This window comes from Streptomyces sp. NPDC031100 (genome assembly GCF_055570785.1).
In genome coordinates this window covers 23,416-50,086 of the sequence record NZ_JBVIGN010000014.1, presented here as the reverse complement: position 1 = coordinate 50,086, position 26,671 = coordinate 23,416, and the positions used below count along the sequence as shown (strand labels likewise).

Sequence of the window (26,671 nt, the reverse complement as noted above, 5' to 3'; positions counted from 1 at the left end):
GACGGATCGCACACAGTCAGCGCCCGGTTCCGCTTCGTTGTCAGTGGCGTGGTGCAGACTCGCGATCAGGTGGCACTCGTCTGGGGAGGACAACGTGTTCACGGGGATCGACGAGGTCGACTGGGCCTCGCTGCACCACGCGCGCGGCAGCGCGGAGGAGGTGCCCGGATGGCTCCGGGGACTGGCCTCCGCGGACGCCGCCGAGCGACAGACCGCGCTCGACGGCATGTACGGCACGGTGCACCACCAGGGGAACGTGTACGACTCGACGCTCGCCTGCGTGCCCTTCCTGTGCGCGCTCGCGGCCCGCGAGGCGGTGCCGGACCGGGGCTGCATCGTCGAACTGCTGGTCAGCATCGGGGCGGAGAGCGGGGACGCCCGCGCGCGTGAGGCGGTGTGCGCGGGCTCCGAGGTGTTCGTCTCCCTCCTCGGGGACTCGGACGCGGCAGTGCGCCGGGCGGCGGCAGGCGCCGTCGTCCGCTTCCTCGACGCCCCGGCCCGCGTCCCGGACCTGTTACGGGGGCGGATACCGGTCGAGCGTGACGGCCGGGTCCTGCTCGCGCTCACGGAGGCCCTCGGCCTGTTCGTCCGCAGGCACCCGGCGCAGGCGGCCGCTGCGGTGGACCTGTTGAACGCGCAGAGCGCCCCGCCCTACGACCCGGGGCTGCGGCTGGCCGCCCTCGGCCAGCTCGCGCTCGCCGTCCCCGAGCGGCTCCCGGCCGACCTGGTGCCGACCGCCGTCCGGCTGCTGCGGGACAGATCCGCGCGCCGCGCGGACGTCCAGGAGCAGCCGGGGAACGACACCCTGGTGGGGCGGATACGACGGCTGCGCCCCTCGGACGAGGAGGGCGCCCAGCTGCTGCGCACCCTGCACACGGCGCTCGGTGACCGGACCGGGGAGCGGATCGCCCTGCTCACCGGGCAGTTGAGCAGCCCGGACCCGATCGACCGGTGCAATGCCGTGTGCATGGCGGCGGCGCTGTTCCGCGGCTGGCGCGCCGACGTGGCCGAGCCGGTAGCCCTGATCGGCGCCCAGCTGGACACGGACCAGGATCGGTTGCGGGAAACGGCCGTCTCGGTCCTGACGGAGCTGTTCGGGCTGGCCGCGCCCGCCGCGGACGACCTCCACGCCCTGGTCACCGCCCGGCCCGAGCTGTGGACCCACCGCTGGGAACGCGGCTCGCCGAGCCTGGGCGGCCCGCTGAAGGCCCTGGCCAGGAGCGGCGATCCGCGGGCGGTCCCGTTCCTGGCCCAGCTCCTGGCGAGCCCGGTCCTGCCCGGCGGCCTGGGGCAGGAGATCGCACGCCTGGGCCGGGCCGCGGCTCCCCTCGCCCCTGCGTTGCGGCACCGGCTGGCCCGGATCCCGCTGGACTCCCCGGCCGCCGACACCCTGGCCGCTCCCCTGCTGACGGCGCTCGGGGCCATCGGCGACCGGGAGGCGGTTCCGGAGATACTGCGCCTGCTGTCCGGTGCACCGGACGGTCTCGGGGCACGGGAGAGACTCGCCGGTCAGGTCGTCCGGACCCTGGACGACCTCGGAGCCGCCGCGCAGGCGGCACCGGTGCTCGGAGACCTGCTGCACACCCGGCACGCGGCCGCGGCGGCGGGCGCCCTGTGGTCGGCGGACGGTGCTGCCGCGGCCGTACTGCCCGTCCTCCTGCGGGAGTTGACGCAGGGCGAGCCGGGAAGCCGCCGACTGGCCGCGCGGCAGCTGGGCAGGCTGGGTCCGGCGGCCCGCGCGGCCCTGCCCGAGCTGCGCCGGACGGCCGCTTCGGGGCAGGTCCGGCAGCGGGTGTCGGCCGCGTGCGCGCTGTGGCACATCGGCCGGGATCCGGGACCCGTGCTGCCGGTGTTCCGGGCCGCCTGGTCGGAGAACCCCTGCACCCGCGGCCCGATCACCCGGTGCCTCGCCGCCTTGGGCCCGGCGGCCGCACCGCTGCGCGACCTGGTGGCGGCGGAACTGGCCGCGCCCCGACGCCACACGGCCCGCGCGGGCGGCTGGGGCGGCCATGACATCGCTGATGACGAGGCGTTGCTCACCGCCTGCAGGGAGGTGCTGACGGGGCTGTAGAGGCGCGCCTGCAGGGGGCTGGCGGCGCTGTAGAGGCGCGCCGGTGTAGCGCCCCCTCACGCCCCTCACCATCGCATCCGGCCCCACTGCGGCGCCAGCCGGGCCCAGTCCGCGACCCAGCGGTTCAGCGGCGGCGCTCCAGGCGGCCGCGGAGAACACGGCCGCCGACGAACGGGACGGCGGCGGCGCTCACTCCGACCAGGCTGCCGATCAACCTGGCGCCGAAGGCAGCCTCGGCGGCGGACGAGGCGTCGCTCGGCACCTGCAAGGAAGTGCTGGCGGCGCTGTGGACGCGCGCCGGCAGGAAGGTGCTGCCGGGGCTGTAGAGACCCGCCGGGACGCAGGGCCCCTCACCATCGCATCCGGCTCCACTGCGGCCCCAACCGGGCCCACTCCGCGTCCCAGCGGTCCATGCGGCGACGCTCCAGGCGGCCGCGGAGAACACGGCCGCCGACCAACGGGATCGCAGCCGCGCTCACTCCGACCAGAGCGCCTATCAACGTGGCGCGGAAGGTGGCCTCGGCGGCGGTGGTGGGGCGGGTGACCAGGTGGCCCTGCGGATCGGTCCAGACGGTGACAGGGGTCCCGGCCTTGCTGCCCGGCGCGACCCGGGCCTGGCCGGTGTGGGCCGAGCCGTCGGCGACCGTCCAGCGGACCTCGGCCCAGACCCGTTCGCCGCCGGCGCCTGCCGGGGCGGACCTTCCGGGTGCCTGCACGACGACGCGGGCGACGGCGGGATGCCAGTCGGCGCGTTCCCGGGCCAGTCCGTGCTCCACCGACCGGGCGGCCGCGAGACCGGCCAGCACCCCCGCCAGGACGGTCAGCAGCCAGACGGCGAGGACCACCCAGGCCTCCACCACGTCGGCCCGGCGCCTGAGCGGGTTGCGCCGCCAGCGCCACAGCCACACCTTGGGACCACGGAACGCCTTCAAAGGCATCCTCCTCACGAGCGCACCGACAGGCCGGACCGCCCTCCCATACGGGCAGGGCCGCCCCCTTGCTCACGACGAGTCGTCTCCCCGACGGTCGCACGAGACACCCCCCTCGCGCAGGCACATGCCGCAACGGGCCACGCCGATCTCCGTGACAAGCCGACGCCACCGCCATGACCTGCGGCGACACGGCTTTCGGTGCCGACTGTCAGTGGCGGGGTGCAGACTGGCCGGTATCTGACGACTACCTGGACAAAGACGTCCCGGAGGTGATCGGCATGACCGAGGTTCTGCTCGCCGTGGGTACCCGCAAGGGCCTGTTCATCGGGCGGCGGCGGGGTGGCACCTGGAAGTTCGACGACAGCCCCTACTTCAACGCGCAGGCCGTCTACTCGGTCGCCATCGACACCCGCGGCGACACCCCGCGACTGCTCGCGGGCGGCGACAGCGCGCACTGGGGCCCGTCGGTGTTCCACTCCGACGACCTGGGCCGCACCTGGACCGAACCGGCCCGGCCCGCCGTCAAGTTCCCCAAGGACACCGGCGCTTCGCTGGAGCGGGTCTGGCAGCTGCACCCGGCCGCCGCCGAGCCGGACGTGGTGTATGCGGGCACGGAACCGGCCGCGCTGTACCGCTCGGAGGACCGCGGGGAGAGCTTCGAGCTGGTGCGTCCCCTGTGGGAGCACCCGACCCGCTCCCAGTGGGTTCCGGGCGGCGGCGGTGAGGGCCTGCACACGGTGCTCACCGACGCGCGCGACCCTCAGGCGGTGACCGTGGCGGTCTCCACCGCCGGGGTGTTCCGCACCCAGGACGGCGGGGCGCACTGGGAGCCGTCCAACTCCGGTGTCTCCGCGGTGTTCCTGCCGGATCCGAACCCGGAGTTCGGCCAGTGCGTGCACAAGATCGCCCGGGACGCGGTCGACCCGGACCGGCTCTACCTGCAGAACCACTGGGGCGTGTACCGCAGCGACGACGCGGGCGCGCACTGGACCGACATCGGCGCCGGCCTGCCGTCGACGTTCGGCTTCGCGGTCGCCGCCCATCCGCACCGCGGTGACACGGCGTACGTCTTCCCGATCAACGCCGACGCCGACCGGGTGCCCGCGGACCACCGCTGCCGGGTCTTCCGCACAGCCGACGCGGGCAAGACCTGGGAGCCGCTGTCGAGAGGGCTGCCCGCGGAGGACCACTACGGCACCGTGCTGCGCGACGCGCTGCGTACGGACGACGCGAACCCGGCCGGGGTCTACTTCGGCAACCGCAACGGCGAGGTGTTCGCCTCCGCGGACGACGGCGACAGCTGGCAGCAGCTGGGCTCCCATCTGCCGGACGTGCTGTGCGTACGGGCGGCGGTGATCGGTTGAGGGTCCCGGGTCCACAGGTCTTGGCCACAGGTCGATCTCCGTGTTGCCCGCGGCAGTAGGGGTGGCGCCCGTGGCACCACGACCGTTGCATGAAATCGTCGCAGTGGGCTGGGCGAAGGCCCTGGACCCCGTGGCCGGACGGATCGCCGAGACGAGCGACTTCCTGCGCTCGGAGATCGCCGAGGGGCGCACCTACCTTCCGGCCGGCCCGAATGTTCTGCCGCGAGCCGGGCCCTGCCCGGCCATCAAGGAATGCCACCCCGCACACGCACGCCGACGCGGAACTCCTGCTCAACGAGGCCGGACAACGGATGCTGACGGAACTGAGCGGAGTCGGCGGGCGGCGCAATGGAACGCCACGAACATGCCGGGCAGGCCACCCCAGCAGCCGAACCCGGAGGGAGCGGGCGGCCACCGGTCTTGTGCCTCGGACCGGCAGCCGCTCGGCCCTGATGGGCTAGTGCGCTCCGATGGTGGTCCTCGGGCTCTGTACGTCGCCGTAGTACCTGCCGTTCAGCCAGAAACCGGTGGAGACCACGTAGGTGCCCGCCGGCGCATTCCAGTATTCGCTGTACCCGGCCCCTCCTCCACCGGTCCCCGCCGTGGTGGAGCCCTGGCCGGTGGAGACCCCGGAACCGCAGCCGAAGTCGTGAGCCCAGCCGCCGGTGTTGACGTTGATCGCGTGCGCGCAGTACCACACGCCGGTGCCGGAGTAGTTCTGGAACGGGATCGTGGCGGACATGGTGTATCCGTTGTTCTCGACCCAGTAACAGGAGTCGATCGAGATGTTGTTGGTGACGTACGCGTAGTTGCCTGTAGTCCATGACCGGCACGCATGTGCGCTGTATGCCGGGGAGACGACGTGGGTGCTGGACGACGGGGTGGCGGCATGGGCGCCGGACGCCGTGAGCAGGCTGCCGGCCAGAGAGGCCGCAACGGCTGCCGAGACGGTGAGTGCCTTCTTGAGACTCATAGATACCTTCCAGTGTCGACGCTTTCGCGTAGTTCGCGAGAGCAATGAGCGTGAGCCTCGTTCCTCATCCGGCGCGTTCCTGCGTCGGTGACGAACTTCGGCTCAGATCGGCCGTGCTGCCCCGGCTGGGAGTGGCCGCTTGGCCGGTGAGAAGCTGCGGTCCCACCAACCCGTCGGTCAGCCATGGGCCTGGGCCACTCCGGCGGAGGTGACAGTGGCGACGGCCATCGTCGCGGCCACCACTGCTGCCTTGACCGAACGTTTCATTGCTGTTCCTTTCGTTGCGCGGGAATGGCTGAGTGACCCACCGTGACGCTATGGACACGGGTCCGTCGGCCGTCCTAGATTCGTCCTAGTGCCAGGTCAGGCAGGGGATCGGCGCTGATCGTGAAGTGCTGGGGGGAGCATGAGATTTGGCGTGCTGGGGCCGTTACACGCCCAGATCACGGGACACGAGGTCCGATTAGCCGGACCGCGGCAGGCCAAGATGCTGGCCGCGCTTCTGGTCGACGCCAACAACCTCGTCGCCATGGAACGGCTCGTCGCCGTGATGTGGGACGGGAAAGCACCCGCCACCGCGGTCCGTCAGGTCCAGGACGCTCTCTCCGGGCTGCGCCGCAACCTCGCCGCGTGCGGAGCACCCGGCTCCTTGATCAGCACGCGCCGCGGCGGCTACCAGATCCACCTAGCGCCGGATCAGCTCGACCTACTGGAGTTCGACCACGAGCGGCACCTCGCCGAACGGCACACGGCCCCGTTCGAGACGGCTGTCGCGCTGCGGCGGGCGCTGACCTGCTGGCGCGGTAACGCCCTGGTCGACATCTCCAGCCGGGTCCTGGAGCTCGATGCGGCACGGCTGAACGAGAAGCGCGCGGCCACGCACAAACTGTGCCTGAGCATCGAACTCGGCCTGGGGCGTCATCGTGAGGTCATCGAGGAGCTGACCGCCCTGCTCCGCGAGCACCCCTACGACGAGCAGGTCGCCGAACACTTGATGGTCGCCCTCTACCGGTGCGGGCGACAAGGCGAGGCGCTGGAGGCGTACGAGCGGCTGCGCCGGACACTCGCAGGCGAACTCGGCGTCGACCCCACCCCGCCGATCCAGGCGCTGCATCTGCGCATCCTGGCCGCCGATCCCGCCCTGGCGGCTCCGGTCCCGGCGAGCGGTCCCCCGGATACACGACCGGAGAGTCCGGGCACGGCGGCCACCGAACCGGTCATGGCGATGCCGGTGCGTCAACTGCCGCTCGATGTACCCGACTTCGTGGGCCGGGCCGACGTGCTGGCCGAGGTCGCCCGATTACTCGACGGGTCGGCGCCGCACCGGGCCCCGGTGGCCGTCATCGTGGGCGGTCCCGGTGTCGGCAAGTCCTCTCTGGTGACGCACGCCGCTCGGCTGGCGAGCGCCACGTTCCCCGACGGCCAGCTCTACCTCAACCTCGCCGGGACATCGGACGAGCCGCGGGACCCGGCGCAGATGCTGGCCGAGGCGCTGCGCGCACTCTCGATCGCCGGCAGCGCGGTCCCGAACGGCCTGTCCGAGCGGGCCGCGCTCTACCGGTCGTTGCTGGCGGACCGCCGGATGCTGGTCGTGCTGGACGATGCCGGTCATGCCGACCAGGTGCTGCCATTGCTGCCCGGGGCCGACGGCTGTGCCGTGTTGATCACCAGCCGCGCTCTGCTGACGCAACTTCCCGGCGTCCGGCACATCGACCTGGACGTGCTGAGCCCGGCAGAGGCGAGGGAGTTGTTCACCGGCATCGTCGGGCGGCGGCGGGTCGAGCAGGAACCGGCGGAGGCCGACGCGATCCTCGACTGCTGCGGCAACCTGCCGCTGGCGATCCGGATCGCCGGCGCCAAGCTCACCGGCCGCCCGGCGTGGTCGCTGCGGGTGCTGCGGGAACGGATCGAAGATGAGTCCCGGCGGCTGGCCGAGCTGAGGATCGGGGATCTCAGCGTACGAGCCAGCGTCGAACTGAGCTTGCGGCTGCTGCCGGCCGACGCGGTGCGCGCACTGAGCCTGCTGGGCCTGCTCGGCCCCTACACTCTGCCCGGCTGGGTGGTCGGCCCGCTGCTGGACCACTTCGACGCCGAGGAGGTGCTGGACACCCTCGTCGACGCCAGCCTGGTGCGGCTCACCGCCACCGACGCCATCGGCCAGCCGCGCTACCGGCTGCACGACCTGATCAGGACCTGTGCCGTGGAGATCGCCGCGCAGCTTCCGGCGGCGGACAAGCGGGACGCGATCGTCCGGGTCCTGTCCGCCTGGCTCGATCTGGCCGGGCGCGGCACCGATCGGCTGCCGGCCGGGCTGCTGGCCGCCGCGCCCGGTTCGGCGCCGCGCCTGTCGCTGCCCGACACGGTCGTGGACCGGCTGATGGCCGACCCGGTCGGCTGGTTCGACGCGGAACGCGACACCCTGCTCGGCGCGGTGAAACTGGCCGTGGACTGGGGACTGGACGAAATGGCCTGGGAGCTGGCGGCCGGCCCGGCGACCTACTACGACCACCGGTGCCTGTATCAGGACTGGGAGCACGGGCACCGGCTCGCCTTGGACGCTGCCGAGGCCGCCGGCAACATGCGCGGCGCATCGGTGCTGCTGCGCGGTCTTGGCCAGCTGCACATCTACCGAGACGAGTTCGACGCGGCGACCCGTGCCCTGCAGTCCTCCCTCGGACTGTGCCAGGACGGCCAGGACAAGCGCGGCGAGGCGCTGTCATTGGCGATGCTGAGTACGATCAGCCGGGTGCAGGGCCGTTACGACGAAGCCGCCGATCGTACCGAGCAGGCGCTGGCCATCGCGGTCGGTGAGGGGGACCGGCACCTCGAAGCGCAGCTGTCGTGCTCGATGGCCGTGATGCGGCTCATGCAGGGCGAACTCGACGAGGCCGGGTCCTGGTTCAGCGAAGCCTTGCGCCAGGCCAGGGCGCTCGACGACGGGCATCGGGTGGCGGTCGTGCTGCGACGGTTCAGCCGGCTGCACGATCGGCGCGGTGATCCGGACGAGGCGCTGCGCTGCCTGTGGCAGGCGTTGGCCACCTTCGAGGAACTGGCCGACGAGCGGTGCGCCGCGTACACGCTGCTGGAAGTCGGCCGCGTCTACGCCGGCCGGCACGACCGGGACCGGGCGAGCCCGGCATTGGAGCGCGCGGCGGACCTGTTCCACCGGCACGGCGACCGCCACGACGAGGCCGCGTGCTGGCAACTGATCGGCGACCTGGACGCCGCCGCCGGCTTCCACGACCTGGCGCGCCGGCACCGCGAGCGGGCGCAGCGGCTATGGCAGACCATCGGTGACATGCACCTGACTAAGGCGGCAGCGCCACCATCGTCGCCGTGACCTGGCTGGGTTCGCCTGCCATCTCGCGTGCGCTGCCCGAGGCCACGGGTGTCTACGTGGACAACCAGACCACACGGCTCCTGCTGCGCGCCGTTGCCGATGGGACGCTTATCGCCTCTGCGGGTGCCGATACATCATCCGGCCTCGTCACGCGGCATGGTCTTGAAAGCCCGTCGGGCCGGCCCGAGGGCGACCGGATACAGTGCGCGAGACGGCAGCCTGGTTGGAGAGGGGAAGCGTGACCGACACCAGTAATGCCAGACCCGCTGACAGTGAAGCGCAAGCTCCGCGGCAGAGCCGACTGCACCGCCTGATGCGCTACATCCCCCTGATCGCCCCCGTCCTGCTGTGGGCCGTGCCCTGCTGGGTGCTCCTGTACACCGGCCAGCACTGGCCGCTGCCCGTCACGCTGGTCGGCACCGCCCTGTTCGTCCTCGGCCTCGTCGGTATGCCGCTCGCGATGGTGCGCGGCCACGGCCGGCGTCAGCAGGACCGGGCGGCGATCATCGGTGACACCCTGCTGGGCACCAGTTGGGTCCTGTTCACCTGGTCCGTCCTGCTCGGCGCCGTGCTGCGGCTCGCCCTGACCGTGTCCGGCGTCGGCGAGAGTCAGGACCGGGCCCGAATCGTCACGTGGGCCGTCCTCGGCGTAACCGCCGTACTGCTCGCCTGGGGGTACGCCGAGGCCCGCCGCGTGCCACGCGTGCGCCGACTCGACGTGCAACTCCCCCGGCTGGGTGCCGGGCTGGACGGCACCCGCGTCGTCCTCATCACCGACACCCACTACGGCCCACTCGATCGCGCCCGCTGGTCGGCACAGGTGTGCGAGACGGTGAACACCCTGGAAGCCGACCTGGTCTGCCACACCGGCGACATCGCGGACGGCACGGCCGAACGCCGCCGCGCCCAGGCCGCCCCACTCGGTACCGTGCGGGCCACCCGGGCCCGTGTATACGTCACCGGCAACCACGAGTACTACAGCGAGGCCCAGGGCTGGGTCGACCTGATGGACGAGCTGGGCTGGGAGCCGCTGCGCAACCGCCATCTGCTGCTCGAACGCGGAGGCGACACCCTCGTGGTCGCCGGCGTGGATGACGTCACCGCCGAGTCCTCCGGCCTGGCAGGCCACCGCGCCCATCTCGCCGGAGCCCTGGACGGCGCCGACCCCGACCTCCCCGTCCTGCTCCTGGCCCACCAGCCCAAGTTCATCGAGCGGGCGGCAGCCGCCGGCATCGACCTCCAACTCTCCGGCCACACCCACGGCGGCCAGATCTGGCCCTTCCACCACCTGGTCCGCATCGACCAGCCCGCCCTCGCCGGCCTCAGCCACCACGGCCCCCGCACCCTCCTCTACACCAGCCGCGGCACCGGCTTCTGGGGCCCGCCGTTCCGTGTCTTCGCCCCCAGCGAGATCACCCTGCTCGTGCTCCGCTCCCCGCACCAGCCCACCGCGCCGTAACACTGGGCGGCGCGGGACGCCTGTACCACCAGCAGATCAAGAACCTCCTGGTACTTGGCCATGAAAGCTCGGACGCAGCGGGTGCCGTGGCCTACGGGAGTCGCCAGTCCACCGGCTGCGCACCCTGCCGCAGCAGCAGATCGTTGGCCCGGCTGAACGGACGCGAGCCGAAGAATCCGCGGTCGGCCGACATCGGCGAGGGGTGCGCGGACTCAATCGCCGGAAGATCCCCCAGCAGCGGCCGCAGATTGCGCGCGTCACGCCCCCACAAGATGGATACCAGCGGCTTGCCGCGCCCGGCGAGGGCCCGGATCGCCTGCTCGGTGACCTCCTCCCAGCCCTTGCCACGGTGCGCCGCCGGCTTGCGCGGGGCCGTCGTCAACGCCCTGTTGAGCAGCAGCACACCCTGCTGCGTCCACGGCGTCAGATCGCCGTTCGACGGCCTGGGCAGCCCGAGGTCGGAGTGCATCTCCCGGAAGATGTTCTCCAGACTCCCCGGCAGCGAACGCACTTCAGGCGAGACCGCGAAACTCAGTCCGATGGCCATCCCGGGTGTGGGGTAGGGATCCTGTCCCACGATCAGGACACGGACGTCATCGAACGGCTGCTGGAAGGCCCGCAGGACATTCGCCCCGGACGGCAGATAGGTCCGGCCCGCCGCTATCTCGGCCCGGAGGAAGTCCCCCATGGCCGCGATGCGTTCAGCCACAGGTTCAAGAGCCTTCGCCCAGCCTGCTTCAACAAGTTCATGCAAGGGTCGTGGTGCCACGGCGCCTCACTCTACTGGTGGGTGCCGCGCCCTGGCACAACACAGAAGTCCTCACGCACGGCCGCCGCTCCTGGCGCTACTCTTCCTCCTCGTCGAGATCTTCGAACCGGTCGAGCAGATCACGCAGTCGGTCACCGGGAAGGAGGGGAGCCTGTTGCATCCAGTGATCAAGCCGCTCCGTCGTAGTCATCATGCCTGGTCATCCCCTCATGCGCGGCCGGCCGTCGAGTCCTCGCACCCCTCGCCCATGTCGGCCGACCGCGGGTTCTTCGGCTCGCGTCCGTTCAGCCGGGCCAACGACCTGCTGATCCAGCAGGTCGGTCAGCCGGTGGACTGGCGTCTGCCGTGACCGTCTCCGGCTACCTGGCGGTGGACTCCGGGGGCTCAGGTCTCCGGGTCGCCGTCGGTGTTCCGGGGCGGGCGCCGTCGGCCCAGGGCGAGTCCGGGGAGCCGGTCCGTACCGGCGCTCGGGGCATCGATCCCGCCCACCTGATGGAGCAACTCGCGCCTCTGGCCCGTAGGTTGGCGGCCGAGGCCGAGGTGGGCGGGCTGGGCACGGCAGTCGTCGGCGCCGCCGGGTTCGCCTCCCTGGGTGACGCCCTGCGCGCCGAACTGCCGGGTGCACTCGCCCGGGAGCTCGGTGTCCGCACCGTGGCGCTCGCCGCCGACGCCGTGACGGCCTACGTGGGCGCCCTCGGGCCGCGTCCGGGTGCCGTGATCGCCGCGGGCACCGGCCTGATCGCGATCGGCACCGATCTGACCGGCTGGCGACGGGCGGACGGCTGGGGCCATCTGCTGGGTGACTGCGGCGGCGGTGCCTGGATCGGGCGGGCCGGGCTGGAGGCGGCCCTGCGTGCCCACGACGGCAGGGACGGCGGCTCCGCCCCGCTGCTGGCCTGCGCCGAGGAGCAGTTCGGCCCGGTGCGCGGGCTGCCCGGCCTGCTCTATCCCCGCACCGACCGTCCCGCGCTGCTCGCGTCCTTCGCACCCCGGGTCGCCGACTGCGCGCCGCACGACCCGGTCGCCGCCGGGATCCTGCGCGCGGCGGCCCGGAACATGGCCGAGTCCGCCGCGGCGGTGTGCCCGGCCTCCGGTGTACCCGAAGTGGCGTTCACCGGCGGGCTCTTCAAGATGGGCGACCCGCTCCTCGTACCCCTGCGGGAGGAGTTGGCCGAGAGGCTGCCGCACGCCCGGCAGGTGCCGGCCGAGGGTGACCCGCTGCACGGCTGTGTGCGCATCGCCACCGAGCTCGCGGCCGGGCGGCTCACTCTGCCGGGTGAACCGTCCATGCTCTACATGGTCCCCACAAAAGGGGATTGACCCCCTTCACGGTGCATGTGTCCGGCACGTGCCCGAAACATGTGCCAAACGGACGTAACTCATCAGACAAAATGGGACGGAAACCGCTCACCTGCACCCTCCCCGAACAGGGGAGCCCAAGAAGCCAGTAACATGCGGCGCCATGAGCTCCCCCACTGGGCCCGCGTCCGGCCTGCCAGTACGAATGCCGCGACCCCGCCAGCCCGGACGGCACCGCCGACCGGAACCGCTGGTGGCTCCCGAGGACGCGCCCGCGCTCGTCCTCGCGGTGCCCGGCGCGCCCAGCGCCGCCACGCGCAGCCTCGCCGAGGAGGTCGTGAGCATCGCCCGCTCCGAGCTGCCCGGCCTGGATGCCCGGATCGGTTACCTGGACGGGGACGACGCCGAGTTCCCGAGCCTGCGGTTCGTGCTGGCGCACGCCGCCGAGGGGCGCACCGCCCGCTACGAGCAGGCCGTCGCCGCCGGTCTCGAGGTCAAGGAGCCCGACGGCCCGGTCGCGGTCGTCGTGCCGCTGCTGGCCGGTCCGGACAGCGCGCTGCTGCGCCAGGTCCGCCAGTCCGTGATGGACAGCCGGGTCGCCGCCGACCTGACCGATGCGCTCGGCCCGCACCCGCTGCTCGCCGAGGCGCTGCACGTGCGTCTGTCCGAGGCCGGCCTGGCCCGCGCCGACCGCGCGCGTCTGTTCACCGTGGCCACCGCCGCCGACGGCATCATCCTGGCCTCCGTGGGCGGCGAGGAGGCCGTGCAGGCGGCCGGGATCACCGGCATGCTGCTCGCCGCGCGCCTGGCCGTGCCGGTGATGGCGGCGGCCCTGGACCAGGAGGGCTCGATCAGCTCCGTCGCCGAGCAGCTGCGCTCCTCGGGGTCGCAGCAGCTGGCCCTGGCGCCGTACCTGATCGGCCCGGAGATCGACCCGGCGCTGCTGACGGCGGCCGCCGAGGAGGCGGGCTGCGCCACGGCCGAGGCGCTCGGCGCCTATCCGGCGATCGGCAAGCTCGCCCTGGCCAAGTACATGACGGCGCTGGGCATCACCCCGCAGCAGCCGCAGGGCGCGCCGGTCCGCTGACGCATCACCCGGCACCCGAACGCCACAGGGCCCGCTCCAGTCGCTGGAGCGGGCCCTGTCGGGTTTCCGGGCGGGCCTGCTCAGCCGAACGGTCGGGGCAAGCCGACTCAGCCGAAAGGACGGGGCAGGTCGCCTCAGCCGAAAGGACGGGGCAGGTCGCCTCAGCCGAAGACGACGCAGGAGGCCGCGGCGACCTCGACGGAGCCGTCGTAGCGGGGCAGCCCGGTCTTCTCGTCGACGACGAACCAGGTCACGTCGCCGGAGCGTTCGTTGGCCGCGTAGAGGAAGCCGTCGTGCTCGGCCAGCGCGCGCGGCCAGTGCCCGCCGCACGGCACCGTGGCCGTCAGCCGCAGCCCGTCGGCCTGGACGGCGAACACGGACAGGACGTCCTCGCCGCGGGTCGCGGTCCACACGAAGCGGCCGTCGGGCGAGACCACGATGCCGGAGGCGTAGGCGTCGCCGGCCGGGGCGCCCGGCAGGACCGGGACCTCGGTCAGCGGCTTGAGGGAGCCGCGGTCGGCGTCCCAGCGGCAGACGGTGACGGTCGGGGTGAGTTCGTTGACCACGTAGGCGTGCTCGCCGTCCGGGTGGAAGGCCAGGTGGCGGGGGCCCGAACCGGGGCGCAGCGCGATCTCGCGGTGCAGGGCCGGGGCGCCGCCGTCCAGGGTGCACACCCGTACCGAGTCGGTGCCGAGGTCGACGCTGACCGCCCACCGGCCGCTGGGGTCGGGCTGCACCTGGTGGGCGTGCGGGCCGCGCTGGCGCCGGTCGTGCGGGCCGGAGCCGGTGTGCTGGAGCACGCCCGAGGGCGCGGTGGCCAGGGTGCCGTCCGGGCGCAGCGGTACGGCGGTGACGCTGCCGGACCCGTAGTTGGCGGTCAGGAGGTGCCCGGCGTACAGGCTGAGGTGGGTGGGTCCGCTGCCGTCGACCGGCACGGGCGGCCCTGCGGGCTCCGGCTTGTCACCGCCGACCCGGAACGCGCCGACGGCGCCGTCGGCCGTCTCGCTGACCGCGTAGAGCATGGACCCGTCCGGCGACAGGGCCAGGTAGGACGGGTCGGGCAGGGTGCCGAGTCCGCCGGTGAGGGTCAGCGCGCCGTCGCCCGGGCGAACGTCCGCGACGACCAGCCCCGGGCCGCCCGCCGCCGTGAACGACCCGATGAACGCCCTGTGCCGTCGGCCGTCTTCCGCCACCGCTGTCCCCTCTCCGTCGGAGCCAGTGCCGACGGTAGCAGTCGATCACTCAAGGTCTAGACCAAAAGGGTGACGGGGGCGTTTCGCCGGCTCCTCCCGGAGGCACTTCGCCGGGTGCCTTCAGGCACCGACCACCGGCGACCGCGACGAGTCACACAGGGGTTCAGGGCGCCTTCCAGGCCGTGGAGATGAGCCAGAGTCGGCTCGACAGGGGCCTCGGCGGGCGTGGAGCTGACCGGAGCCGCCCTCGGTCAGCGCCTCCACCGCGGCCTCCACCCGCCAGAGGGCGGCGGCCAGACGGACGCCGGAGGCACATCGGCGGGTGCCCTCAGGCACCGAACAGTGGCGACCCGACGCAGCGCGCAGCGGCTCGGCAAGAGCGCGCTCCAGGCCATGGAGATGAGCCAGGGGCCGACTCCGCAGGGGCCTCGGCGACCGGTGGAGCTCACCGGCGCTGCCCTCCGTGAGCACCCGACCGCGCTCTCCACCCGCAGGGACACGGCGGCCAGACGGGCGCCGGAGGCGCTTCGCCAGCTCCTTCCGGAGGCCATCGGCGGCTCCCTTAAGCCACCGTCCAGCGGCGACCCCGACACGGCACTCAGGCGACCCCGACACGGCACTCAGCGGCTCGGCAAGAGCGGGTTCCAGGCCATGGAGACGGGCCAGGGGCCGATTCGGCAGGGGCCTCGGCGGGCCGGCAGAGCTGATCGGATCCGCCTTCGGCGAGTGCCTCCGCCGCGGGCTCGACCGCCAGAGGGCGGCGGCCAGACGGACGCCGGAAGCACTTCGCCAGCTCCTCCCGGCGCCGCATCGGCGGCTGCCCTCAAGCGCCGACCAGCGGCGACCCCAAACGGGAACGCAAGGGCTCGGCCAAGTCGGCAAGGGCGTGCTCCAAGAGCCGTGGAGATGAGCCAGGGCGGACTCGGCAGGCCGGTGGACCGACCGGAGCCACCCTCGCTGAGCGCCTCCACCGCGGCCTCCACCCGCCACCAGGCGGCGGCCAGACGGATGCCGGAGGCGTATCGCTAGTTCCTCCAGGGGCCGCTCGGCGGCTGCCCTCAAGCGCCGACCAGCGGCGACCCCGAGGGAGCACGCAGGGGTTCGGCCAGGTCGGCGAGGGCGCGTTCGAGGCCGTGGAGGTGGGCCAGGGCCGGTTCGGCCGGGGCCTCGGCGGGCCGGTGGAGCTGACCGGATCCGCCCTCGGTCAGTGCCTCCACCGCGGCCTCCACTCGCCAGCAGGCGGCGGCCAGGCGGGCGTCGTGGGAGGCCTCGGGGTCGGCCGCGATCGTGACCAGGCCGCGGATCTCGTGGGCGCAGTCGTCGAGGAGGGCGAGGACCCGGCGGGCGCGCCGCTTGCGGCCGAGCATCGGGTTCAGCGGGTGCACCAGCGGGGCGACCGAGAGCCGGACCCGGCCGAGCAGCTGCTCCAGTTCGGCCACGTGCGGCGCCGGGTCGGCGGTGGCCGAGTCGGCGAGACGGGCGGCGGCCTCGGCGGTGCAGGCGTGGACGCAGCGCAGGGCCCGCTGGATCCAGGCGTCGGTGGTGGCGTGGGTGGTGACGGGCAGCACGAAGAGGACGGCGAGGACCGCACCGAGGGCGCCGACGGCGGTCTCGGCGAGGCGCAGGGCGAGCAGCGCCGGACTGAGGACGCCGAGCAGGCCGTAGAGCAGCTCGGCGAGCAGGGTCACCCAGAGCATCATCCAGGTGTAGGAGACGGCGGCCGTGTAGAAGATGCCGAAGACGGCGACCACGACCAGGACGGCCGTCGGGACCGGCGCGCCGTCCACGGGTACGGCGACGAGGAAGCCCAGGGCGATGCCGATCACCGTGCCGAGGACCCGCCGGAAGCCGCGCACCAGCGTCTCGCCGCGCGAGGCGGTGTTGACGAAGACCCACCAGGTGGCGCCGACGGCCCAGTACCAGCGCTGCCCGGACACCAGCTGGCCCACGACCAGTGCGAACCCGGCGCCGGCGACCGCCTGGACGGCCTGCCGCGTGGTCACCCGGGCCAGTCCGGTCCCGGCGGGCGGCGTGGGGGCGACCGACGGCGGCAGCCGGCGCTCGTAGCACCACAGGCCGAAGCGCACCACGGCCGCGCTGAGCACGGACAGCAGGACGGCCGCGTACAGCTCGGGCAGCTGTCCGGGCGTGGCGCGCAGGAACTGGGCCACGAAGAAGGTCATGAAGGCGAACACGCCGAGGCTGTGCCCGCGTGGGCCCCAGCGGCGGGCGTACACGCCGGCGCCGACGACGGCGAGGAAGGCCAGGTCCCGGGCCACGGGGTGGTCGTGCAGCTCGGCCGCGGCGGCGAGCACGGGCACGCCGACGACGGGCAGCAGCGCGGTGGTGACCGCCTGCCCGCGCACGGTCGCGTCGGCGACGGTGAACAGGGCGAGCAGCGCGGCGAGCCCGCCGGTGACCGCGCCCGGGAGCGAGTGCCCGGCGAGCCCGCTCACGACGACGGCCAGACCGATGCCGAGGACGGCCCGCGCGGCGAAACGCAACCGCGTCCGCCCGGGGTCCGGAGCCACGAACACCCTCTTCAGCACTGCTGCCCTCCCGTGGGAACACCTGGATCACCGGCATACAAAAGGCGCCGCGGGGATCCGCAGCGCCATCGACGTGTCCATGAGAGCATCCCTGAGGTCGATGGCTCAAGTGTCGCTCGAATCACTGAGCCGTTGGTCCACCACGAGGCGCACTCGCTCGTTCCCGGGAAGGCCAACGGACCAGGTCGGGCGGCACATCGGGTGGGCGGCTTCCTGAGCCATTGGTACAGTCGTAGATCGTGAGCGTGGACGAACTCGACACCCGGATCCTGCGACTGCTGCTGGAGCAGCCGCGCACCAGCGTGCGCGAGTACGCCCGGATCCTCGGCGTCGCCCGCGGCACGCTCCAGGCCCGCCTGGACCGCATGGAACGGGACGGTGTGATCACCGGTACGGGCCCCTCGCTCTCGCCCGCCGCCCTCGACCACCCGGTGCTGGCGTTCGTGCACATCGAGGTCACCCAGGGCCATCTGGACGACGTCGGGGACGCGCTGGCCGCCGTACCGGAGATCGTCGAGGCGTTCTCGATCACGGGCGGCGGGGATCTGCTCGCCCGGGTGGTGGGGCGGGACAACGCCCATCTGGAGGACGTGATCCAGAAACTGATCAGCCTGCCGGGCGTGGTGCGCACCCGCACCGAGGTGGCCCTGCGCGAGCGCGTGCCGTACCGGTTGCTCCCTCTGGTGGAATCGGTCGGGCGGGCGGCCCGCGCCTGACGCTGGGCATGCTGGACGGCATGAGCAAGCTCGGCACCCTTGCGGTCATCTTCGATCTCGACGGAACGCTGGTGGACAGCGAGCCGAACTACTACGAGGCCGGTCGGCAGACCCTGGCCGAGCACGGCGTCCCTGACTACACCTGGGCGGAGCACGAGAGCTACGTCGGGGTCAGCACCCTGGAGACGGCCGCGATCTGGCGGGAGCGCCACGGCCTCAGCACCCCGGTGGACGCGCTGCTCGACACGACGAACCGGCGCTATCTGGAGCTGGCCCGTACCCACACGCGCGCGTACCCCGAGATGCGGAAGTTCGTGGAGCTGCTGGCCGCCGAGGGCGTTCCGCTGGCGGTGGCCTCCGGTTCCTCCCGCGAGGCCATCGATGCGATCCTCGCCGGGACCGGCCTGGACACCTTCCTGCGCACGGTCGTCTCGGCCGACGAGGTGGCCCACGGCAAGCCCGCCCCCGACGTCTTCCTGGAGGCGGCCCGGCGGCTCGGCACGGACCCGGCCGACTGCGTGGTCGTGGAGGACGCGGCACCGGGTGCCGCGGCCGCACACGCGGCAGGGATGCGCTGCATCGCCGTCCCGTACGTGGCCGCCCAGGCCGGCGCACCCGAGTTCGCCACGGCCACGCTGCTGCTGCGGGGCGGCCAGACGGAGTTCACGGCACAGTCGGCGTACGCGTGGCTGACGGATTCGGTCATGTCCTCCTGAGCAACTCCCCTACCTGCCGGTACCGTTGACGCTCCTTCGCCTCTTCCTTATCGTCTGGGCGACTTGTCGAACCACATTCGACATCTCGGACAGCAAGGAGGTGAGGAGCACATGACCCCGCCCCTCTCGCGACGCACTCTCCTCCGGGCGACCGCGCTCGCCGCCGCGGCGAGCGGCCTGACCGCGGCTCCCGCCGGGTCGGCTGCCGCCACCGAACCCGCCGGGACGGTACGGCCGTTCGGGCTGGGTGACGTGACGCTCGGCCGGGGGCTGTTCGCCGACAAGCGCGCGCTGACGCTCGACCACGCCCGCGGGTACGACGTGAACCGGCTCCTCCAGGTCTTCCGCGCGAACGCGGGCCTGGACACGGGCGGGGCGGTGGCACCCGGTGGCTGGGAGGGACTGGACGGCGAGGCCGACGGAAACCTGCGCGGCCACTACACCGGGCACTTCCTCACCATGCTGGCGCAGGCGAAGGCGAGCACGGGCGAGGAGGTGTTCACGCGGAAGCTCCGTACGATGATCGCCGCGCTCACCGAGGTCCGCGGTGCGCTGCGCCGGGAGCCCACCGTGCTCGCCACGGACGGCAGATTCGGCTCCGCCGCGGAGCTGGTCCGCGGCTCCTACCAGTACGTCGACCTGCCGTCCGGGGTGCTCGGGGACGGCAGCGCGGTCACCCTGTCCGCCTGGGTGAAGCCGACCCACGACGCGAACTGGGCCCGCGTGTTCGACTTCGGCAACGGCACCACCCGGTATCTGTATCTGGCCGTGCGCAACGCCGGCGGTGTGCCCCGGTTCGCCATGACCACGTCCGGCGCGGGCGGCGAACAGGCGGTCAACGGGACCGCTCCGCTGCCCCTGGGCGTGTGGAGCCACCTGGCCGTGACGATCGGCGGCGGCACCGGCACGCTCTACGTCAACGGCACCGCCGTGGCCCGCAACACCGCGATGACCCTCACCCCGGCGGCGCTGGGCACCCTGTCCGACCACTGGCTGGGCCGCTCCCACTACGCCGCCGACCCGGTGTTCGCGGGCGCGTTCGAGGAGGTCGACATCTGGTCGCGGGCGCTCGGGGCCGCTCAGATCGCCGAGTTGCAGGACCGGCGGGCGGCGGACACCTCGGCGGGGCCCGGCGACCTGGTGTCGTACCGCTTCGAGGAGACGTCCGGCTCGCGTTTCGCGGACTCCTCCGGACGCGGTCTGGACGCCGTCCTGCGCCGCACCTGGGGCGGGCCCAGCCACCCCGGCTTCCTCGCGGCCTGCCCGGAGACACAGTTCATCCTGCTGGAGTCGATGACGAGCAGCGACTACACCAAGGTGTGGGCGCCTTACTACACCGCGCACAAGATCCTCCGCGGGCTGCTGGACGCCCACCTCGCCACCGGAGACGACCGGGCGCTGGACCTCGCCTCGGGCATGGGCGACTGGATGTACGCACGGCTGTCCCGGCTGCCCGCGGCCACCCTCCAGCGCATGTGGGGGATCTTCTCCAGCGGTGAGTACGGCGGGATCGTCGAGGCGATCTGCGACCTGCACGAGCGCACCGGCACGGCCGAGCACCTCGCGCTGGCCCGTCTGTTCGACCTGGACCGGCTGATCGACGCGTGCGCGGCGGACACCGACGTCCTCGACGGGCTCCACGCCAACCAGCACATACCGATCTTCACGGGCCTGGTCCGGCTGTACGACGCGACGGGCGAGCAGCGCTGCCTCGCCGCCGCGCAGAACTTCTGGCGGATGGTCGTACCCCATCGCATGTACGGCATCGGCGGCACCGGCACCGGGGAGTTCTGGAAGGCGCGGGACGTCATCGCGGGGACGATCGGCGCGACGACCGCGGAGACGTGCTGCGCGTACAACATGCTGAAGCTGAGCCGGTCGCTGTTCTTCCACGAGCAGGATCCGGCCTACATGGACTACTACGAGCGGGCGTTGTACAACCAGGTGCTCGGCAGCAAGCAGGACCGGCCCGACGCGGAGAAGCCGCTCGTCACGTACTTCATCGGGCTGACGCCCGGTCATGTCCGGGACTACACGCCGAAGCAGGGCACGACCTGCTGCGAGGGCACGGGCATGGAGAGCGCCACCAAGTACCAGGACTCGGTGTACTTCGCGGCGGCCGACGGCAGCGCCCTGTACGTCAACCTGTACAGTCCCTCCACCCTGACCTGGGCCGAGAAGGGTGTCACGGTCACCCAGACCACCGCCTACCCGCGGGAGCAGGGCAGCACCCTCACCTTCGGCGGCAGCGGCAGTCGCGGGGCGGACTTCGCACTGCGGCTGCGGGTGCCCGGGTGGGCGACCGCCGGATTCCAGGTGACGGTCAACGGGCGTTCGGTGGAGGGCACTCCGACGCCCGGCAGCTACTGCACGATCGCGCGGACCTGGCGGGCCGGCGACACGGTGCGGGTGGGCATCCCCTTCCGGCTGCGGGCGGAGAAGGCCCTGGACGACCCTTCGCTGCAGGCCTTGTTCTACGGCCCGGTCAACCTGGTGGCCCGCAACTCCGCGACGGAATACCTGGAGTTTGGCCTGTACCGGAACGCGGCGCTCTCCGGCGACCTGCTGCCCTCCCTGACCCCGGTCGCGGGCGCCCCGCTGCACTACACCCTGGACGGCATCGAGTTCGCCCCGTTCTTCGAGGGCACGGAGGACCCGACCCACGTGTACGTCCGCCGGTCAGAGCCCCGGGTGGTCTTCGGCGGCCTGGACTCCGGCGTCGCGAATCCCGCTCGGTCGGACGGGACCACGCTCCTCGACGAGATCTGGGCGGGGGCGCCCTTCCGGAGCAAGGGCGTGCTGGTCGCCCGCGTGCGGGCCGTCGTGGCGGTGTGGGTGGCGCAGGGGCTGCTCGGGCGGGAGGAGGGTGCGGCCGTGGTGGGTACCGCGGCGAAGGCGTCGTACCAGGACTGACGGCTACGACGCGCGCGGAAATGCTCCTTACCGTGCGTTGGGCGGGGCGGCTGCTTAGCGTGACCCCATGACCACAGTCCAGGCCCGGCCCACCCCCGACGACCGGCGGTGGAAGGCGCTCGCGGTCTGTCTGACGGCGGGCTTCATCTCGCTGCTCGACACCTCGATCGTGAACGTGGCGCTGCCCTCGATGGAGCGCGGGCTGGACGCCTCCGAGGCCGCCCAGTCCTGGGTGGTCTCCGGGTATGCCCTGACCTTCGGGCTCGCGCTCGTCCCGGCGGGCCGGCTGGGCGACATGCGCGGGCGGCGCCAGGCCTTCCTGTTCGGGCTCGCCGTGTTCACGCTGGCCTCGGCGGCCTGCGGGCTCGCGCCGAGCGCCTCCTGGCTGGTGCTCTTCCGGCTGGTCCAGGGGACGGCGGCGGGCATGGTCGCACCGCAGACCTCGGGGCTGATCCAGCAGATGTTCCAGGGCGCCGAACGGGCCAAGGCCTTCGGCCTGCTCGGCAGCGTCATCGGGGTCTCCACGGCGGTGGGCCCGCTGGCCGGCGGTCTGCTGATCGACGCCGCCGGCACCGACCACGGCTGGCGCTGGGTGTTCTTCGTCAACCTGCCCATCGGGGTGGCCGCGTTCGCCGCGGGAGTGCGGCTGCTGCCCCGTATCCCCGCGTCGACGGGCAGGCGGGAGGAGTTCGACCTGTTCGGGGTGCTGCTCCTCGGCTCCGGCGTGCTCGCGCTCATGCTGCCCCTGGTGCAGGAGCAGCAGTGGACCGGGCGGATGAAGTGGGCGCTGCTTCCGGTGGGTGCGCTGCTGCTGGCCGCGTTCTGGGCGTGGGAGAAGCGCGAGGGAGAGCACGGGCGGGCGCCCCTGGTCGACCTGAACCTGTTCTCCCTGCGGTCCTTCACGCTCGGCGCACTGATCAGCCTGACCTACTTCGCGGGCTTCACCACGGTCTTCTTCGTCTACGCGCTGTTCCTGCAGAACACGGTCGGATACAGCGCGCTGGCCTCGGGTGTCACGGTGCTGCCCTTCGCGGCGTCCTCGGCGGTCGGCGCCGCCATCGGGGGCCGACTGGTGGTGCGCTACGGGCGCAAGCTGGTCGTCATCGGGCTCGGCGGGGTGGCGGTGGGGCTGCTCGGGACGGTCGTGGCGGTGCAGCTGGTGCCCTTGCAGAGCGTGGGGTGGGCCACGGCGGTGCCGATGCTCATCGGAGGGATCGGCTCCGGCCTGACGGTCTCGCCGAACACGACCCTCACCCTCACCCGGGTCCCGGTGCGCCTCGCCGGTGCGGCCGGCGGGGTGCTCCAGACGGGCCAGCGCGTCGGGTCGGCGGCCGGGATCGCGGTGGTGGGCGCGGTGTACTTCGCGCACCAGGCCGGCCACCAGCGCTCGGTCACGGCCATTCAGCTCGGGTTGCTCACCGCCGTGGGGATCATCCTGATCGCGCTGCTGCTGGCGGCCGCGGACCTGCGGGAACGCCAGGTGCGTCCCGAGCCGGAGCGGGCCGCGGAGACCGTACGGCGGGGTACTGAGGAGGGGGGCGCGGAGGAGGCAGTGCAGCGCGGTACGTGAGAGCTCACGACCTGCGGCGCGGCTTCCCCCGCTTGGCGGGCTTGGCGCCGCCCCCTGAGCCGGTGCGGCCGCGCGCGGTACGGCCCGCGGGCTTCCCGCCCGTCGACTTCGCACCCGTCGACTTGCCGACGGGCTTCCGTTGCCGCTCGGTCTCGGCCTTCGCCGTCGTACGCCCCCGCGTGCTGTTGACCGTGCGGCCGCGGACGATACCGATGAAGTCCTCCACCAGGTCGGTGGTGGCCTCCTCCGGCCAGGACAGGGCGACGCTGGACTGGGGGGCGTCGACGACCGGGCGGTAGGTGAGGTCCCTGCGGTGGTACAGGCGGGCCAGGGACTGCGGCACGATCAGGAGGCCGACGCCCGCCGCCACCAGCTCGAGGGCGTCCGGTGTCGTCGCGGGACGCTCGAAGGCCGGCTCGCCGGGCGGGCCGTCCCAGTCGAAGACGTCGTCCAGCGGGTGGAAGAGCACCTCGTCGGCGAGGTCGGCCAGGGTCACCTCCTCCGCCGCGGTGATCAGGTGGTCCTTGGGGACGACGACCACCGTGGTCTCGGTGTAGAGGGGGATCGCGCTGAAGAACGTACGGTCGACCGGCAGCCGGACGAGACCCGCGTCGGCCTCGCCCGCGCGCAGCAGGTCCGGTGCCTCGCCGGCGGGGACCTGGAGGAGGGTGAGCGGGACGTCCGGCAGGCGCTCGTTCCAGATCCGCACCCACTTGGCGGGCGTCGCTCCGGGGACGTACGCGAGCCGGAACGACGGTGTTTCCTGCGAGCCTGTCACCAGGCCAGGTTACCGGCCGTGGTCGGCCGCCCGGCACGCGGCCGATACCCTTGACGTCATGAGTTCGCAGCAGAGCACCCAGACGATGAAGCCCGCGACCGCGGCGAAGAAGCTGGGTGTGTACCTCCCCGCCACCCCCGCCGAGTTCCAGGAGGGTGTGGTCTCGCGCGCCGAGCTGAACGAGCTGCAGGCCAATCCGCCCGAGTGGCTGCGCGAACTGCGGGCGAACGGCCCCCACCCGCGTCCGGTGGTCGCCGCCAAGCTCGGCGTGTCCATCGCCGGCCTGGCGCGCGGCGGGGTCACCGAGCCGCTGACAACCGAGCAGATCGAGGCGCTCAAGCAGGAGCAGCCCGAGTGGCTGGAGAAGGAGCGCGCCACGCAGGCGGAGGTCCGCAAGGAATCGGTGCGGATCAAGAAGCTGCACAAGGAGAAGCAGGAGAAGGGCGCCGAGCGGCGCTGACGCCCTTCTGCCGGTTCAGCCGTCCGACGGCACCTTCAGCTTGTCCCAGCTGGTCTTGCCGGGGATGCCGTCCGCGTCCTTGCCCCTGAAGCCGAGCTTGTGCTGCCAGGCGGCGTAGGACCTGCGGTCGGCCTCGGTCCACTCGGGGCTCGGGCCCTCCTCGTAGTGCCCGCAGCCCTCGGCGACCAGCCGGCGGCCCATGGCGGTGATGAGGGGCGACTTCTGTCCGATGTGGAAGAAGCCGCTGCCCGGGAACGGCGCGTACTTCGGCTTGGGCGCGGGCTTCGGGTCCCCGGGGTCCTTCCCGCCGCCCTTTCCGGCCAGCCGGTCGGCTATACGCCTCCGCATCCCGTCCATGGTGAAGCCGCGCGGGTCCTGCTTGCCGGGCTGCCACTCCTTGTGGCCGATGACGGAGCGCTCCGACCAGCCGTGGTGCCGGCAGATGGCGGCGGCGACCTTCTCGATGGCCTCTTTCTGCGCCTCGGGCCAGGGGTCCTTGCCGTCGCCGAGGTTGATGCACTCGAAGCCGTAGAAGTGGCGGTTGCCGTCGACGTCGGCCTCGTTGTCGTGCGGCAGCTTCGTCTCGTTGATCACCGCGCGCAGCACGTCGCTGTCGCCGAGGCCCGCATGGTTGGCGCGGCCGTTGCCGACGAGGTGGACATGGCCCTGTTTGTCGATCACGCCGTGGCACAGGGGGCCGGGCAGGCCGGAGTAGCCGTTGTAACAGATGTTCACGGAGTTCTCGGTGCCCGAGGTGACGGTGTGGTGGATCATGACGCCGTTCACCGGGCCCCAGGGGCCCTTGGTGTTGCGGTTGTGGTGGCGCCAGTCGCGCACCTCGTGCACGGTCAGGCCCTCGGCGCGCAGGACCTCCAGCAGCTTCGACCCGCTCATCGGCTGAGCCATCACTCGTCTCCTTCCACGGCGGCCTCCGCCGCCGCTGTGGTCTGGGAGCGGCCGCCGGAGGGGTCGGCCTCGGCTGCCTGTTCCTCGCGTGCCGCCTGTGCCTCGGCGTCGAGGGCCGCCTGGTCGGCGGCGGGGATCTCCGCGCCGAGCGGGCCGAAGGCGTATCGCAGGTCGACCGTGCTGCCCTCGCCCTTGACCAGGGCCAGCGGCGCGAAGTGACCGGCGATGCCGGCCGGGGCCTGGAGCAGCGGGCGGCGGGCCGGGTCGGCCGGCCACTCGACGCTGCCGGTGGCCGTCCGGGCGGGGATCAGCCAGTGGTCGCCGGTGCGGTAGGCCCCGCCTTTGGCGAAGTACACCTCGACGCCGTCCTCGAGCGGCAGCCACTCCCCCTCGGTGACGGGCACGGCGCCGCCCTTCAGGGCCGCCGTACGGCCCTTGCGCCGGGGCCCCTCGTGGTGGTCCCAGCGGCGCAGGAACGGGTGCAGGTGCGGCAGCCGTCCGACGCGCGGGTCCGGTGCGGCGGACAGGCGGACGCGGCGGCCGGGCAGGTCCAGTTCCTCGACCCGCAGCAGGGGCAGGGCCTCCAGGCGGGAGGCGTAGGCCGTGTCGGTGAACTCGACGTGGTCGCCGACCTCCAGGTCGAGCTTGGAGTCCTGGCCGAGGGTCGCCAACTGCACCCAGGTGCCGTCCAGTTCGTCCACCGGGAAGACCACGGAGCCGTTCTCCCGGGACCACTTGAAGGTGGCGTCCTTCGCCTCGCCGGCCGCGTGGATCTCCACCCGGTACAGCTGGTTCTCGGGACCCCGGTAGCGGGCGTCCGGGCGGACCAGGCAGGGGTCCTCGTCGGCGTGCTCGGGCCGCTCACTGCGGGCGGCGAGCCGGGCGGCGGGCGTCGCCTGGGCCTTCGCCCACTTCTCGAACGCGTCGCGGACGGTCTGCGGAGACGGTTCGGCGTCCTCGATGTCCAGCGCGGACAGGGTCAGCGGCAGCACCTGCCAGACGACCTTGGCGCGGACGGCGGTGTCGGGCAGCGTGGCGCCGAGGGCGACCTCGCGCAGCGCCGGGTCCTCGGCGGCACAGACCGCGCGCTCCCACACCTTGAGGTAGACGACGAACGGCGACTGGGCGGGCGAGGGCAGCCGGTCGCCGGGCTTCTCCGGGTCGCGGAAGCCGTCGGGCTGGTTCCAGTAGTCCCAGTAGGCGTCCGTCTCGGGGGTCTGCTGCTCCTCGGCGTCCTCGTCCGGTACGGGGATGCCGGGCGCGGGGCGGTCCGCGTCGCACAGGATGCCGTCGACGTAGTAGCGGCCGCCGTGGATGTACAGGGTGTCGATGTCGTGCTTGCCGCCCACGTACTGGATGCGGAAGCCGGTGGCGCCGCTGGGTCCGCCGTGCCGTCCGATCAGGTCGGCGGCGAGGGTGCGGGCCTGGTGGAGCTGGATGGCTGCCTGTTCGTTGAGGTCCGCGTCCAGTTGGACGCGGCCCTGCTGGGCGACGACCGCGGAGTAGTGCCGCTCCGGGCGGAAGGTGGAGCGGGAGAGATCAGCGTGCATGAAGGGGGTCCCCCTGGTTCGGAAGT

20 protein-coding genes and 2 pseudogenes are annotated in these 26,671 nt (G+C 72.7%); 13 read left to right on the top strand and 9 right to left on the bottom strand.

The window, feature by feature from the left end; genetic code table 11:
- The first annotated feature begins 94 nt into the window (after positions 1-94).
- Complete coding sequence (locus ACZ5DS_RS33105; protein WP_468245919.1) at positions 95-2,071, top strand: HEAT repeat domain-containing protein; 1,977 nt, start codon at positions 95-97, stop codon at positions 2,069-2,071.
- Positions 2,072-2,195: 124 nt separating this feature from the next.
- On the opposite strand, the gene ACZ5DS_RS33100 is transcribed toward ACZ5DS_RS33105, so the two are convergent.
- The gene (locus ACZ5DS_RS33100) at positions 2,196-2,333 is read right to left on the bottom strand and encodes a hypothetical protein (protein WP_468245917.1); all 138 of its coding nucleotides are present in this window, start codon (positions 2,331-2,333) and stop codon (positions 2,196-2,198) included.
- 88 nt (positions 2,334-2,421) lie between these two features.
- Positions 2,422-3,009 (bottom strand): Rv1733c family protein, encoded by a 588-nt coding sequence (locus ACZ5DS_RS33095; protein WP_468245916.1) that lies wholly within the window; start codon positions 3,007-3,009, stop codon positions 2,422-2,424.
- 272 nt (positions 3,010-3,281) lie between these two features.
- Between ACZ5DS_RS33095 and ACZ5DS_RS33090 the strand changes: the two genes are divergently transcribed.
- Together ACZ5DS_RS33090 and ACZ5DS_RS33085 are read left to right on the top strand one after the other, a co-directional pair.
- On the top strand, positions 3,282-4,367 hold the full coding sequence (locus ACZ5DS_RS33090; protein ID WP_468245913.1) for a WD40/YVTN/BNR-like repeat-containing protein: 1,086 nt from the start codon (positions 3,282-3,284) through the stop codon (positions 4,365-4,367).
- Positions 4,368-4,437: 70 nt separating this feature from the next.
- Positions 4,438-4,587, top strand: a pseudogene (locus tag ACZ5DS_RS33085) (uracil-DNA glycosylase); the annotation flags it as partial.
- A 237-nt stretch (positions 4,588-4,824) separates the two neighbouring features.
- Here the strand turns inward: ACZ5DS_RS33085 and ACZ5DS_RS33080 are convergent.
- Complete coding sequence (locus ACZ5DS_RS33080; RefSeq protein ID WP_468246300.1) at positions 4,825-5,340, bottom strand: hypothetical protein; 516 nt, start codon at positions 5,338-5,340, stop codon at positions 4,825-4,827.
- A 487-nt stretch (positions 5,341-5,827) separates the two neighbouring features.
- On the opposite strand from ACZ5DS_RS33080, the gene ACZ5DS_RS33075 reads away from it, so the two are divergent.
- Together ACZ5DS_RS33075 and ACZ5DS_RS33070 are read left to right on the top strand one after the other, a co-directional pair.
- Positions 5,828-8,680, top strand: coding sequence for an AfsR/SARP family transcriptional regulator (locus ACZ5DS_RS33075; RefSeq protein WP_468245912.1), 2,853 nt, complete (start codon positions 5,828-5,830; stop codon positions 8,678-8,680).
- A 238-nt stretch (positions 8,681-8,918) separates the two neighbouring features.
- Positions 8,919-10,139 (top strand): metallophosphoesterase, encoded by a 1,221-nt coding sequence (locus ACZ5DS_RS33070; RefSeq protein WP_468245910.1) that lies wholly within the window; start codon positions 8,919-8,921, stop codon positions 10,137-10,139.
- A 91-nt stretch (positions 10,140-10,230) separates the two neighbouring features.
- On the opposite strand, the gene ACZ5DS_RS33065 is transcribed toward ACZ5DS_RS33070, so the two are convergent.
- Complete coding sequence (locus ACZ5DS_RS33065; protein ID WP_468245907.1) at positions 10,231-10,908, bottom strand: uracil-DNA glycosylase; 678 nt, start codon at positions 10,906-10,908, stop codon at positions 10,231-10,233.
- Between the two features lie 217 nt (positions 10,909-11,125).
- Here ACZ5DS_RS33065 and ACZ5DS_RS33060 point away from each other — a divergent pair.
- From ACZ5DS_RS33060 to ACZ5DS_RS33050, 3 genes and pseudogenes are all read left to right on the top strand, one after another.
- Positions 11,126-11,257, top strand: a pseudogene (locus tag ACZ5DS_RS33060) (uracil-DNA glycosylase); the annotation flags it as partial.
- The gene (locus tag ACZ5DS_RS33055) at positions 11,254-12,228 is read left to right on the top strand and encodes an N-acetylglucosamine kinase (RefSeq protein WP_468245906.1); all 975 of its coding nucleotides are present in this window, start codon (positions 11,254-11,256) and stop codon (positions 12,226-12,228) included. The pseudogene ACZ5DS_RS33060 and the gene ACZ5DS_RS33055, both read left to right, overlap by 4 nt.
- A 142-nt stretch (positions 12,229-12,370) precedes the next feature.
- Positions 12,371-13,294: a sirohydrochlorin chelatase gene (locus ACZ5DS_RS33050; protein WP_468245905.1), complete on the top strand. Its 924-nt coding sequence runs from the start codon at positions 12,371-12,373 to the stop codon at positions 13,292-13,294.
- Positions 13,295-13,455: 161 nt separating this feature from the next.
- Here ACZ5DS_RS33050 and ACZ5DS_RS33045 read toward each other — a convergent pair whose 3' ends face one another.
- Both ACZ5DS_RS33045 and ACZ5DS_RS33040 read right to left on the bottom strand, forming a co-directional pair.
- Positions 13,456-14,487: a lactonase family protein gene (locus ACZ5DS_RS33045; protein WP_468245903.1), complete on the bottom strand. Its 1,032-nt coding sequence runs from the start codon at positions 14,485-14,487 to the stop codon at positions 13,456-13,458.
- A 1,058-nt stretch (positions 14,488-15,545) separates the two neighbouring features.
- Positions 15,546-17,036 carry an FUSC family protein gene (locus tag ACZ5DS_RS33040; RefSeq protein ID WP_468245901.1) on the bottom strand — a complete coding sequence of 497 codons (1,491 nt, stop codon included), beginning with the start codon at positions 17,034-17,036 and terminating at the stop codon, positions 15,546-15,548.
- Between the two features lie 239 nt (positions 17,037-17,275).
- Here ACZ5DS_RS33040 and ACZ5DS_RS33035 point away from each other — a divergent pair, with 239 nt between their 5' ends.
- The 4 genes from ACZ5DS_RS33035 to ACZ5DS_RS33020 all read left to right on the top strand — a co-directional run bounded on the left by ACZ5DS_RS33035 (position 17,276) and on the right by ACZ5DS_RS33020 (position 22,951).
- Entirely contained in the window at positions 17,276-17,752 is a 477-nt protein-coding gene (locus tag ACZ5DS_RS33035; protein WP_468245900.1) for an Lrp/AsnC family transcriptional regulator, read from the top strand.
- A gap of 20 nt (positions 17,753-17,772) precedes the next feature.
- Positions 17,773-18,468 carry an HAD family hydrolase gene (locus tag ACZ5DS_RS33030; RefSeq protein WP_468245898.1) on the top strand — a complete coding sequence of 232 codons (696 nt, stop codon included), beginning with the start codon at positions 17,773-17,775 and terminating at the stop codon, positions 18,466-18,468.
- Between the two features lie 111 nt (positions 18,469-18,579).
- On the top strand, positions 18,580-21,381 hold the full coding sequence (locus tag ACZ5DS_RS33025; RefSeq protein ID WP_468245896.1) for a beta-L-arabinofuranosidase domain-containing protein: 2,802 nt from the start codon (positions 18,580-18,582) through the stop codon (positions 21,379-21,381).
- 67 nt (positions 21,382-21,448) lie between these two features.
- The gene (locus ACZ5DS_RS33020) at positions 21,449-22,951 is read left to right on the top strand and encodes an MFS transporter (RefSeq protein WP_468245894.1); all 1,503 of its coding nucleotides are present in this window, start codon (positions 21,449-21,451) and stop codon (positions 22,949-22,951) included.
- Positions 22,952-22,955: 4 nt separating this feature from the next.
- On the opposite strand, the gene ACZ5DS_RS33015 is transcribed toward ACZ5DS_RS33020, so the two are convergent.
- A complete protein-coding gene (locus tag ACZ5DS_RS33015) occupies positions 22,956-23,729 on the bottom strand; it encodes a LysR family substrate-binding domain-containing protein (protein WP_468245891.1) in 774 nt (257 codons plus the stop codon).
- A gap of 58 nt (positions 23,730-23,787) precedes the next feature.
- Here ACZ5DS_RS33015 and ACZ5DS_RS33010 point away from each other — a divergent pair, with 58 nt between their 5' ends.
- Complete coding sequence (locus ACZ5DS_RS33010; RefSeq protein ID WP_468245890.1) at positions 23,788-24,189, top strand: DUF5997 family protein; 402 nt, start codon at positions 23,788-23,790, stop codon at positions 24,187-24,189.
- A 15-nt stretch (positions 24,190-24,204) separates the two neighbouring features.
- Here ACZ5DS_RS33010 and ACZ5DS_RS33005 read toward each other — a convergent pair whose 3' ends face one another.
- Entirely contained in the window at positions 24,205-25,095 is an 891-nt protein-coding gene (locus tag ACZ5DS_RS33005) for a peptidoglycan-binding protein (protein WP_468245888.1), read from the bottom strand.
- The gene (locus ACZ5DS_RS33000) at positions 25,095-26,645 is read right to left on the bottom strand and encodes a DUF6519 domain-containing protein (RefSeq protein WP_468245886.1); all 1,551 of its coding nucleotides are present in this window, start codon (positions 26,643-26,645) and stop codon (positions 25,095-25,097) included. Before ACZ5DS_RS33000 ends, ACZ5DS_RS33005 begins: the two co-directional genes overlap by 1 nt.
- Positions 26,646-26,671 lie beyond the last annotated feature (26 nt).